Source organism: Actinomyces sp. zg-332, assembly GCF_011751945.2.
In the GTDB taxonomy this organism is placed as follows: domain Bacteria; phylum Actinomycetota; class Actinomycetes; order Actinomycetales; family Actinomycetaceae; genus ZJ293.
On record NZ_CP064951.1, the window covers coordinates 366,601 to 378,429 of the forward strand.

General features: G+C 32.1%; 12 protein-coding genes. 8 read left to right on the plus strand and 4 right to left on the minus strand.

Going from position 1 to position 11,829, the window contains the following annotated elements; genetic code table 11:
• Positions 1 to 15 precede the first annotated feature (15 nt).
• The 3 genes from HCQ94_RS01395 to holA all read left to right on the plus strand — a co-directional run bounded on the left by HCQ94_RS01395 (position 16) and on the right by holA (position 4,175).
• Complete coding sequence (locus tag HCQ94_RS01395; RefSeq protein WP_166981200.1) at positions 16 to 687, plus strand: ComEA family DNA-binding protein; 672 nt, start codon at positions 16 to 18, stop codon at positions 685 to 687.
• A 35-nt stretch (positions 688 to 722) separates the two neighbouring features.
• Positions 723 to 3,056: a ComEC/Rec2 family competence protein gene (locus HCQ94_RS01400; RefSeq protein WP_196373617.1), complete on the plus strand. Its 2,334-nt coding sequence runs from the start codon at positions 723 to 725 to the stop codon at positions 3,054 to 3,056.
• Between the two features lie 135 nt (positions 3,057 to 3,191).
• A complete protein-coding gene (holA, locus tag HCQ94_RS01405; protein WP_166981206.1) occupies positions 3,192 to 4,175 on the plus strand; it encodes a DNA polymerase III subunit delta in 984 nt (327 codons plus the stop codon).
• 786 nt (positions 4,176 to 4,961) lie between these two features.
• On the opposite strand, the gene HCQ94_RS01410 is transcribed toward holA, so the two are convergent.
• The 3 genes from HCQ94_RS01410 to HCQ94_RS01420 all read right to left on the minus strand — a co-directional run bounded on the left by HCQ94_RS01410 (position 4,962) and on the right by HCQ94_RS01420 (position 7,905).
• Complete coding sequence (locus HCQ94_RS01410; RefSeq protein ID WP_166981209.1) at positions 4,962 to 6,254, minus strand: DNA recombination protein RmuC; 1,293 nt, start codon at positions 6,252 to 6,254, stop codon at positions 4,962 to 4,964.
• A 209-nt stretch (positions 6,255 to 6,463) separates the two neighbouring features.
• Positions 6,464 to 7,456 carry a ribosome small subunit-dependent GTPase A gene (rsgA, locus tag HCQ94_RS01415; RefSeq protein ID WP_166976977.1) on the minus strand — a complete coding sequence of 331 codons (993 nt, stop codon included), beginning with the start codon at positions 7,454 to 7,456 and terminating at the stop codon, positions 6,464 to 6,466.
• The gene (locus HCQ94_RS01420; protein ID WP_166976979.1) at positions 7,453 to 7,905 is read right to left on the minus strand and encodes a hypothetical protein; all 453 of its coding nucleotides are present in this window, start codon (positions 7,903 to 7,905) and stop codon (positions 7,453 to 7,455) included. Before HCQ94_RS01420 ends, rsgA begins: the two co-directional genes overlap by 4 nt.
• 227 nt (positions 7,906 to 8,132) lie before the next feature.
• Here HCQ94_RS01420 and HCQ94_RS01425 point away from each other — a divergent pair, with 227 nt between their 5' ends.
• The 3 genes from HCQ94_RS01425 to HCQ94_RS06305 all read left to right on the plus strand — a co-directional run bounded on the left by HCQ94_RS01425 (position 8,133) and on the right by HCQ94_RS06305 (position 9,124).
• Positions 8,133 to 8,702: a sigma-70 family RNA polymerase sigma factor gene (locus tag HCQ94_RS01425; RefSeq protein ID WP_166976982.1), complete on the plus strand. Its 570-nt coding sequence runs from the start codon at positions 8,133 to 8,135 to the stop codon at positions 8,700 to 8,702.
• Positions 8,699 to 8,974 carry a mycothiol system anti-sigma-R factor gene (rsrA, locus tag HCQ94_RS01430; protein WP_166976984.1) on the plus strand — a complete coding sequence of 92 codons (276 nt, stop codon included), beginning with the start codon at positions 8,699 to 8,701 and terminating at the stop codon, positions 8,972 to 8,974. Before HCQ94_RS01425 ends, rsrA begins: the two co-directional genes overlap by 4 nt.
• A 75-nt stretch (positions 8,975 to 9,049) precedes the next feature.
• Complete coding sequence (locus HCQ94_RS06305; protein WP_099052597.1) at positions 9,050 to 9,124, plus strand: 50S ribosomal protein bL37; 75 nt, start codon at positions 9,050 to 9,052, stop codon at positions 9,122 to 9,124.
• Between the two features lie 587 nt (positions 9,125 to 9,711).
• Here HCQ94_RS06305 and HCQ94_RS01435 read toward each other — a convergent pair.
• The gene (locus HCQ94_RS01435) at positions 9,712 to 10,314 is read right to left on the minus strand and encodes a GDSL-type esterase/lipase family protein (RefSeq protein ID WP_166981213.1); all 603 of its coding nucleotides are present in this window, start codon (positions 10,312 to 10,314) and stop codon (positions 9,712 to 9,714) included.
• Positions 10,315 to 10,576: 262 nt separating this feature from the next.
• Between HCQ94_RS01435 and HCQ94_RS01440 the strand changes: the two genes are divergently transcribed.
• Positions 10,577 to 11,026 carry a low molecular weight protein-tyrosine-phosphatase gene (locus HCQ94_RS01440; RefSeq protein WP_166981216.1) on the plus strand — a complete coding sequence of 150 codons (450 nt, stop codon included), beginning with the start codon at positions 10,577 to 10,579 and terminating at the stop codon, positions 11,024 to 11,026.
• A 120-nt stretch (positions 11,027 to 11,146) separates the two neighbouring features.
• Positions 11,147 to 11,656 (plus strand): YbaK/EbsC family protein, encoded by a 510-nt coding sequence (locus tag HCQ94_RS01445; protein ID WP_198426297.1) that lies wholly within the window; start codon positions 11,147 to 11,149, stop codon positions 11,654 to 11,656.
• Positions 11,657 to 11,829 lie beyond the last annotated feature (173 nt).

Consider the following 11,829-nt stretch of genomic DNA (forward strand, 5'->3'; position numbering starts at 1 on the left):
GGGTATTTTCAATGTATGAGAATAAAAACTTTTATCAAATTATTTCCTACTAGAAAGATACTAATAGTATTCGTAGTAAGTGTATTTATATTTATTGTTGCTATTTGTTGTGTTAACTATTTTCTATGGGCTGGTCAATCAATAAACACTACGGTACTGAAAGGAGAAAATCTTGAGCAAAAATTTTTGCATACCAAGAAGTCTTCTAAAAGTAACAAAGTCAAAACTGATTCATCACAATATCTTTATATATACATAGCTGGTGAAGTAAATCACCCTGGAGTTATTAAAGTAAAACGAGGATCTAGGCTATATGAGTGTTTGGAACTAGCTGGTGGGGCTAAAGAAAACGCTAATTTACTAGAACATAATTTAGCTGTTGAGGTAAAAGATGGCCAAAAGTATGTTTTTGGTACTAAAAGTACTGTAGATACTAATGCTGAGGGCTACAGCGATAAGCCGAATGGAATAAATAACAGTTTACCAAAAGGGACAGGAAGAGTATCTTTATCAAATGCTACGAAAGAACAGCTAGAGTCTTTGAATGGTATTGGTGAAAAAATAGCTGAACGAATAATTAAATATAGGAAAAGTAAAGGAGCGTTTAGATCTGTTACGGAACTGCTACAAGTAAAAGGCATAGGAGAGTCCTTGTTCGAGAAAATAAAGAACGAAATTGAGCCTTGAACACTCTTGAAAGCAATATAAATATGAAAAACAGAATGAGAGTAAAAGTATTTGAAAAGTATTCTTTGATTGCAAATAAAAAACGAAATGAAAGCGATAAATCTATAGATGATGATTTTAGTTTTGGAAGTAAAAACGCTGTAAAAGAAAATGGTGAAAGTTATGATTTGCGTTTATTACTACCAACTATATTAGTGTTTATATATTCATTAGTTTTAATACTTTTTGTAGACCACATAAAGGTTTTCATTTACGTTACTTTATTATTTCTCATAGCAAGCTTAGTTGCTGTTTTTATTGAGTACATTAAAAATAAGTCAGGATATGGAATAAGAGGAAAGAGTGAAAACGGTAAAGTAGTATTTTTCATATGCTTTGTATTATTTTTATGTCTAGTTGTGAGCATAAATATAAATATTTCCAAAAACAAATACGATAGGTTACGAAATACTTTTGCTGTGCAAAATACGGGTGTAAATAAAAGTAATAGTGCTTATCTGAAGAACAGTATAAGGTCAAATAACGAGGGTAACTTTATAAATAGTATTGGAAAATATACTGGGAAGCGTTATAAACAGACTAATTTTATACAAATTTCAAATAATCTTATGCATAAGGCAGTACAAGATGCTGTCCAATGGAATGAAAAGAATAAAGATAACGAAATAACTTATAAAAATATAGTCAGTGATACTAAATTGAACGTTAAAAACTTTAGTGAGGGGAGGAATAATTTTTATAAGAAAAATGAGGGGTCTTTTACAGCAATAAATTATAGAAAAATACATGATAAAGAGGTGAAAATAAAACAAGAAAAATATGTAACACACAATAATATAACGACACTGAAATGGAAGAGGAATAGGAAGGAGAAGAAACAAAATTTACCCCCAATAACTCGTTATGCTGATACAGGTGAAAAATTGAGCATTGAAAAACTAGATAAGAACAAAGTCTTTATAGGTAGAGTCAAACAGTATTTAAGTAAAACTACTAATGGGTATAAAACTGTAGTTACGATTACTCACATAAGAGACAGTAATCAAATATATGAAGTTGAAAATTTTGATGCTTTACTAATTTTAGGAACTAAGTCATCTGATAATCAAAAAGAAAACACTATTGAAACGAATCTAAAAACTTATCAGTTAGAAAAAATATACACACCGGGGACAACTATAGCTTTTAAAGGAAATATAAAAATTGGAGACTTTTATTCGCAATGGGTAAGCATATTTGTAAAAAATAACGAAAAAATACCTAGCAAAACACACAGGGTAAAAAAGTACGATAGATATGATTCTTCAAGTAGCAAAAATCCTAATTTTGGTGAGACAGTTATTCTTAGTGACGCCTATATTAAGAAACAGTACGCCCCCGTAAAAACAAGTGCAGTTGAAACGATAAGTGAAAGTAACTTTATATGGAAAACTGCTCAAAAAATGCGTAATAAAATTCTGTATGCCTTGGATACGAGCAGTCAATATCAGCCATTAATTTTAGGTATGAGTGTAGGGAACACGAATTATATCCCAAACTCACTAATTCAAAAGATGAAAGATACAAATACGATACATTTAATGAGTGTTTCTGGTACACATCTATGTATGATTACGCTTTTTCTAAATTCTATATTATTTTTTCTAGCTCCTAAACTAAGAACGATAGTTATAATATTAGCGTATATATTTTTAATATTTCTTATCGGTCCTTTAGTGCCAATAATTAGAAGTATATTGATGGGAATACTAGCATTTAGCGCGACAATGAGTGGTAATCAGAGAAAAACAACTCATATTTTTTCTATGATATTTTTAGGATTTCTTATTTATAATCCACTATTTGCCGTTGACTACTCTTTCTTACTATCAACTTTTTCAACAATGTCTATAATTTTATTTGTAAAACCTGCTATTGGCTTCATACAACAAAAAATTACAGTTCGTGAAAGTTTCCTAGCCCCAATACTAGTTAGCGTAACTGCACAAATATTTACTACACCAATACTATTAATTTATAATTCTAAGATTTCTATCCTAGGAGTAGTGGCTAACTTTCTAATAACACCTTTAGCTTCAATAGTTACAATTCTAGGAATAATGATAAGTATTATGCCAGCATTCATTGGGAACTTCTTTTATGCTTTAGCTAGTGTAATAACTTACATTATTTATGAGATAGTAATATTCTTAGATTCTATTCCTATGTCAACACTTGAATGGGGAAAAGGAAAATATGAAATAATAACTTTTATTATTATGTGTTCCATACCTATTTTTTCATATTACCTATATAGCCTAATGAAAAAAGAATATAAAATAAGACTTGAATCCCACACCGAAAATAACAAAGAATATACTAAAATATAAGTTATATAAACTATCAAATACAAATAATATAAATTCTTTTGTATATATTTTACGGTAAATAGGTAACTGATAATCTATACAGAAAAAGTATATACTTAATGAAGTGATATATAGCTGTAAGAGGCAAGAGGGAAAATGGCTGAAGTAACTTACAATAATGTTGAATTAGCAGAGATTGTGCTACTAAAAGGTAGTGAAACAGTTTTTTCCTCAAGAGCCTATAAAAAACTGATAAATTTAGCTTTACAACAAGACCCAAATACTGAGATAACTGTTATAGATTCTAGATTATATGAAAAAAGCGGACTATATATACACACTTCTCCATCATTATTTGGAGAACGTAAAGTACTTAAAATAGAAAACTTAGAAACAGGAAATGATGACTTATATACTGATTTAATTGAGTATATTCAAAACCCTCAACCAGATATTTACTTGATTCTTCAGCACAGCGGGGGAGTAAGAGGTAAAAAGCTCCTAGACGTACTAAAAAAGAATAAAACTCTTACAGTCCAGTGCGAACCGCTGAAATATCCAAAAGATAAACTAGCCTTAGTTCAAAGCGATGTGAAAAGAGCTGGTAGAACTATATCAGCTCAAGCTAGTAAAGCCTTAGTTGATGCCTTGGGAAGTGATTTGGAGGGACTTTTATCAGCTACTAACCAGCTTCTATTTGATGTCGAAGGTGAAATTACCATAGAGGACGTAAATAGATACTATGGTGGAAGAGTGGAAACTAACGCTTTTAACATAGCTGATGAAATTGCTGTGGGAAATGCTGATAAAGCAATTCTTTTGCTCAGACACGCTTTAAATAACGGGATAGCACCTATTCAAATAGCTGCAGGTATAACAACTAAAATTAGGTCGCTGATAAAAGTAGCTGGTATGCAAAGTAGGAGGATGAGGGCTAGTGATATTGGTATGGCTCCATGGCAAGTGGATAGGCTAATTCCAGTTATAAGAAAGTGGTCTGAAAAAGCGATGGCTGATGCCTTGAGCATTATGGCAGAAACTGATTACGCTATAAAAGGTGGTTCGAAGAGTCCTCAATATGCTTTAGAAAAAGCTGTGATTGAAATATGTAAGATGGTTTCTAAGAGTAATTACAGGTGATCACCCAAAGCTTTGCTCGGTTCAAAGAAAAACAGCTAATTTGTTAGTTTGCTAGAAATTTAAGTAATGCTTAGAGTTTTACTTTTAGCATGGATAAGTATTATACAAAACTCGTAAAATGGGGAACAAAAGCTCCCCAAAACTACTTTGCTATCCCGAATGTGTGGAGTAAGTTTCTAGAATAGAATACTTTTAGATAGAAAAATTATTCCAAAAGACAAGATGCTTAGTTGGTGTCTTATAGGTACATGAAATTTAGGCTTATAGTATTACTTTGTTTATATAAAATGGGCGATAAATAAAAAGTTACAAGTACTATTTTTGTTTTTGAAAACTTTGTATCTTTAGGTGAGCTTTTAGTTGAGTTTTAGGCTATGTGATTCGTCTTAGATAGTAAGTATTGGTTTTTCAGCAGAATGAAAATGGGTATAAAGAAAATTCCCTAAGTACCGTAAACGCTAGAGAGAATATCTTAACGAGAGTTTCTATTTTATAGCCTTACCAGTGCTACGAAATACTGACGGTGACTACCGTACAAATAAATAGTTATCTAAGTATTTCGAAGTCATCCAAAGCTTTGTATTATAATTTTCCAAAGCAACGCAAGATACACTTATACTTCGTTCACTTATACTTGTGGCTCACGTATAAGCATTTCCAAATACTTTATACACCGTAAGCATTTTTCAAATAGCTGACAAATACATCATGTATAATTTTGCTATCAAGCTTTGCATAAATATAGGTAGTTAGCAAATTTTCAAACTCACACTTTATTTACTGAGTTTATAATTCACTATCTAATGAATTATCGGCTTCTAGTTCAAGTATTTCCACTGCTGACTCAGGTTGCTCAAGACTGCTTACTTTCTTTAGCTTACGCTGTATTTGTCTAGTTCTAACACCTATTAGGTTATTTAGTTTATCTTGAACCTTATCCATATCACGTAAAGTTTCACCTAATAGTTTGTCGAATTTACTGAATTCTACTTTGACAGCAGATAGCACATCCCAAACTTCTGTGGAGCGTTTTTGTATAGCCAAAGTTTTGAATCCCATTTGTAAACTGTTTAGTAACGCAGCCATAGTTGTAGGTCCAGCAATATTGACTTTGTACTCACGTTGCAAAACTTCAACCATTCCTCGCTTTACTGCTTCAGCATATAAGCCTTCAAAAGGTAAAAACATAATAGCAAAATCTGTTGTTTCAGGTGGGCAAACATATTTATCATGTATATCTTTTGCTTCTTGTTTTAGAACGTTTTCTAGCTGTTTACCGCAGGTTAGTATTGAAGCAGAATCGCCACTATCATAAGCATCTATTAAGTTAGAATAGGTATCACCGGGAAACTTTGAATCTATAGGCAAATAAATAAACTTGTCGTCATCTGCTGGTAGTTTTACAGCAAATTCAACTCTTTCACGACTTCCTTTTTTCATCGGTATATTAGTGTCATACTGTTCAGGAGATAAAATTTCCTCAAGAATAGCACCTAGCTGAAATTCCCCTAAAATACCTCTTGTTTTTACATTAGATAAAACTTTCTTCAAATCTCCAACACCAGTTGCTAGAGTTTGCATTTCACCTAAACCTTTGTAAACTTTTTCTAAGTTTTCACTCACATTAGCGAAAGATTTAGCTATGCGATCTTCGAGGGTTTTTTGTAGCTTTTCATCAACTGTTTGACGCATTTCATCAAGTTTTTTAACATTAGTGTTTTGGATTTTCTCTAGGCGCTCTTCTAGTGTTTGTCTAACTTTTTCTAGGCTTTCATTAGTATTAACTGAAGATTTTCCAATATTAGTAGAAATATTATCCAAATTGTCTTTAACAGTTTTATAAAGCAAATTCTGATTCGAATTTAATGTTTGCTGTAAATTATTAAAGCTAGAATTTTGAGATTGCACATATACTTCTAAAAGTTGACTAATAGTTTCACGGTCACGTTTTTGTTCTATTTGTATTGTTTCTTCAATTTGTTTCACAATACTTTGATCTTGTCTTTTTGTAATCTTTAAAGCAATAAATCCCAGTATCACAAGGTTTATAATCAGAAGTATAAGTAGTGCAAATTCCATTTTATTCCTAGCTTTTATAGTCTTTTAGTATAGTTTAGCTTGTTTTCTTGTCATATTTTTTCAAAAATCAAAAAATGTGGAAAATTAATAAAACTGAAGCTCTTACATAAAGAAACACAGTAAAATATTCACGGTATTCAATGTTGCAAACAAATCTTTACATTTTAGCAACAAAATTGAATGAAAAGCATAAAGTAACTGTTTATAAATCACTCTTTGGTTTCTAAAATACGGCGTAAAGACTCTATACGCAGTTGTGTATTTTCATCAGTTTCCAAGTGTAGCTCGCAAGCTAAATCATCCTTAGAGTGTTTGCACCCTTTAGGACAATTTTGTATTAAATCTGATAAATCATCGAAAGCATTTATAACATTTTCGACACTTAAATGTGCTAGCCCAAATGCTCGAACCCCTGGGGTGTCGACTACCCATCCGCCTTTTGGGAGTTGCAATGCTACGGCAGAAGTAGAAGTATGTCTGCCTTTGCCTGTAACTATATTTACGTGGCCAGTATCTCTATTTGCTTCAGGAATAAGTTCATTAATTAACGTAGATTTACCGACTCCAGAATGACCTACAAACACACTAAATTCATTTTCTAAACGTTTTTCTAAAGCAGTAGTTCCAATAACGCCGTTTTCGTTTATTTCTGTTACAAAAGATTCAATACCTAAAGGAGTATAAAAATTCATGAATTCCTCAGGTGAAGCTAAGTCAGATTTAGTTAGACACAATATTGGTTTCATATTAGCGTTGTAAGCAGCAACTAAACATCTGTCAATCATTCCCATACGTGGAGTAGGATTAGCAAGTGCTACTACTATTACCATAGTGGAAGCATTGGCAACAATTAGCTTTTCTCGACTAGTTTCATCACTACTACGCATTAATTCAGTTTTGCGTTCATTTACCTTTACTATTCGAGCAAGAGTGTCTTTCTTACCAGACAAATCGCCTACAACTGCAACGCTATCTCCAATTACTATAGAACCTTTTGGCAGTTCTCTAGCTTTTATAGCAACAATATTTGGAACAGAAGAGTCGCTAAGATTAGTTAAGTGGTAGCGACCTCTATCTACACCTATTACAGTATAGTTAACAGCATCGTCATGTTTAGGACGTATTTTTGTTCTAGGACGTGAAGTTTTTTTGGGCCTAGTTTTTATTCTCAAATTATCAGTATCTATATTTGTATATCTCATTTTGTAATAGTTTTTGTTTTCTGATTGTAGTATTTACGCCACTTATGATTAGGGATACCATGTGTGATTAGCAAGGAAACAGATGTAAATAATGTACTATCATAAATCAATTTATTCAATAACTTAAACTTACCTGAAAAGTTCTTTTCTAGCCAAAAAGGATTTTTCAAAAGTACATTCATAAAAGAAACAGACGTTAGAAATATGGCGTTTAACCGTGAATTTTTGCCTTTCAATAAGCAAAATGATGAGAAAATCGTTATAACAGCTAATCCCTTAGATAAAATCTCTAAAATAAACCTATTTTTCTGAATATTTACTTTAGAAGCGACGAACTGTACATTTTCAACACGTTCAATATGCTTTTCAGTATTGCGTAGAGCATCAATAGACTCTTGGATTAAAACTATGCTAGTTAGTATTCTTGCTAATATTTGAAAAATTCCCATTCCTTAATGCTGACTTATTTTTCCTGAAAATTCAAAATTTTTCTCCCAAAAGTTTGTAAAAGTTATAAGAAAGAATAAATACCTGAAATTTTATGTGCAACGGAATATACAATAGTTTTCAGTAAAACATTGCATTAAGTTACATAAACGTGGCGATAAGTAGTGAGTTAAAGTATTAGTTATACTTTAATGATATTTAACAGGAATAATATATAATTAATATTGTTATGGATATTATAGAAACCGAGAAAGTAGTCGAGTTCGAAGAGCTAGCGATACCATATATCGACCAGCTGTATTCGGTGGCTTTAAAAATGACTATGAATTCTCAAGATGCACAAGACTTAGTGCAAGAGACATATATGAAAGCATATCGTTCTTTTCACCAGTTTAGAAAAGACACGAATATGAAGGCATGGCTATACACTATCCTTACAAATACTTTCATAAATATGTATAGAAAAAAGCAAAAAGCTCCACAAATTATTGATAGTGAAGATATAAACGATTGGCAACTTAACAGTAGCCATTCAGCTAATACTATCGGACTGCGGTCAGCTGAAACTGAGGTTTTGGAATCTTTATCTGATGAAAAAATCAAAGAGGCAATGGCTGGTTTATCAAAAGACTATCAATTAGTAGTATATTTCGCTGATATTGAAGGATACTCTTACAAGGAAATATCTGACTTATTGGATATCCCTGTAGGAACTGTAATGTCTCGTCTGCATAGAGCAAGGCTAAAATTACGTAAAACATTATCCGAATATGCACATGAAATGGGAATAATAAAATGAGCTGTGAAGGTAAAGATAAATCAACTTGTGAAGAATTGATTGAAAACTTGTTTCAATACGTTGATAACGAGTTAGATGAGAAGATGGATGAACGTTTCCAAATACATATTCAAAAATGTGGACATTGTAAAGACTACGCTGAAGCTGAAAGACACGTTAGATATATCTTAAAAAAGAAATGTTGTGATAAAGCACCTACTGAACTCAAAGATAAAATTCACTCGCAACTTATAGTATTAAACAAAATAATTAATGATGAATATAAAATGTAAACTTTCAAATAAAGTTTATAAAACAGCGTAAACGTGGTAATCTAATCAAGTATTAATATAAAAGGAGTTTCTAAAATGAGCAAACGCGGACGTAAACGTCGTAGTCGCAAGGGAAATGCTGCAAACCATGGAAAGCGCCCAAACGCATAATGTTTGAATTTGTTTAAATTGTGGAGCTTTTGGCTCCGCAATTTTTATTTAAACTATTTTTCCTATTTTTGCTAATTTTATAGCTAAATGTGGCTGTTTATTGCCTTATACTTTCATTAGATTTATCTATTAGAGCTATCTAAGCTCTAAATGTTTTTATTAGCATTTCCTAGTGTTATTAGATGTCAAATAGCTCAGTATCTCTACTGAATTTGCCCAGCAATCAACAATAAGTGTACTTTATCTTAGCTCTTAGTTCTTAGCTTTAGCAGTATTTTCTCTAAAACTTCTATCTAAATATTGCTGGCTTTCACTTTTGCTCCCATTTTTTAGTTTTCGTGAAGTTTAATAAACGGTTATTAACTTACAAAATGTTTATAAGAGCTTATTAATTGTTAATACAATTTGCTCATTTTATAAAAGCTGAGTAGCAAATTGATGTGAATAATCAAGGCAAAGCTAATAAATAGGATAGTCAGATAAACTTATTAAGACACAACATATTTACTAAGCGAATCAGAACGTAATATGCAAGCTACACTTTCAAAATTAACGAGCGAGCAGGTAACAGAGGAATAACTAAAAACCTAAATATTTTCTATAGAGGTTTCAGACCCCATCCACTCGCACCATCCATAGTGTAATACCAGCCAAGCCAGCAATCCATACCCAGTTTGACCTGGATGCAAGCCGTCACCAACATTAAAATCAGTCAACCACTGATCATGCTCACGCAAAGGGGTAAAAGTATCCACGTATTTTATACTTCTGCGTTCGCATACGTTTTGATAGCCAGCAGAAAGTTCTTGTAAAGCATGCTGATCAATATAAGGCAAAGCACAAGGACCCACTACGAAAATATCTATATCATAGGCACTAACACTATCAAGTATATTAGCCAAATTAAGTCTAGAACGAGTTGAAGATATCCCTTGAGTAATATCTCCAACACCTAAATTAATCACTAGCTTGTTCTCAGAAGTATTTGAAAAACGTGGAAAACATTCTTTTTCCCAGCGATCTAGCAAAGTAGATGAAGTATCGCCTGGTAACCCTAAAGGCATAACATATATAGGTACATTTCTTTGAACACGTGACATCACGCGACCAAGCCATCCAAGACTACGTTCATCTCCGGCGCCTAATGTTATTTCATCGCCTAGAACACATAATCGAACACTTTGAGCCATTATTCCCTCTTAAATAACTTTAGTACTATATATTATGTTACATCATATGCTTAATAGATGATATGTTGTTTTTAAAGTTAGTTCTATTATTGTAATGATAATGTAAAAAATAAGTATATTTCTATACAATGTAACATTTTATTACTAGTAAGTAGTTAATTTTATAAAGACTAGCTAAAGGACAAAAGCCAATTTTCAGGTAATATTAAAATAGGGTTTCAAAACAGTTATTTTGGTTTCATATTTATAAATTGGAGTTGCGATGATAAAAGTATTATTTGTATGTCATGGGAATATATGTAGAAGTACTATGGCTGAGTCTGTTTTCAACTACATGATTAGACAAAAGGGAATAGAAGATGACTTCATTGTTTCATCAGCTGCAACAAGTACTGAAGAAATAGGAAATCCTGTACACCACGGCACTGTTAAGAAACTAAAGGAAAAGAACATTCCAGTTACACCTCATAAAGCTATTCAGATAACCAAAACTGATTTTGATAAATACGATTACATCATTGGGATGGACAGCGCTAATATAAGGAATTTAAATAGGATAGCTGGGGATAAAGCTGAAAAAGTTTATAAGCTATTAACTTTTGCTAGTCAAAGTCGAGATATAGCTGATCCATGGTATACAGGAGACTTTGAAGAAACTTATCAAGACGTTTGTAAAGGCTTAGAAGGATTTTTGCAAACTTTAGGGAAATAGTATTGAGATTTCGTGTAGTGACGTGAGGTTTTAGCTTGAGAATACTTATAATGTAAAAATTACGAATAGATACGCAAATACTACTATTGGTTTTTATAAAGTATCTTTAGCGTGGTATGAGTGTCAGAAATTCAATGCTTAAGGGAGCAAGAAACTGTGATTAATCTAGAAGAAAAATTTAAAGACGCCAATATTGATTTTGAGCTATACAACCATCGAGCTATTTATACTAATGAAGATGCATTGGTTGTGAAAGAGGAACAAGGTTTTAAAGGCACAGAAACAAAAAGTTTATATTTAAAGGATAAACAGGATAACAACTACGTCTTTCTAACATTTACTACCAAAAGAAGTGATTTTAAGAAAATAAGTAATCTTGTAGGAAAAAGGCTTTCTGTGGTATCTACAGAAGTTATGGAGGAAACAACTGGTCAAAAATCAGGAGCTGTATCTCCTTTCGGCTATGAAACACGTGTGCCTGTAATTATTGATGAAGAATTACTTTCCCATGAAAAACTTGTATTTGCACCTGGTCGTCCGGACCAAACTATGGTTATAAAAGTTGCTGATTTGGACAAAATTATCAAAGTGCTTGATTTGGAAACTTATTTACTACCAAGCGGCGAATAAAAACATTCGAAATTTTACACGAGGCTGATGTGGTTTTACGAATACTAGTTTAAGTCACGAGTACGAATTTTAAGGATATCCGTAATTACTGAGCAACAATATTAATGTGGGCTTATTGTAAAAGAATCTCCTAGTATTATTGGGGTTTTACTTGAGCTAGGCAAAGTAGGTTG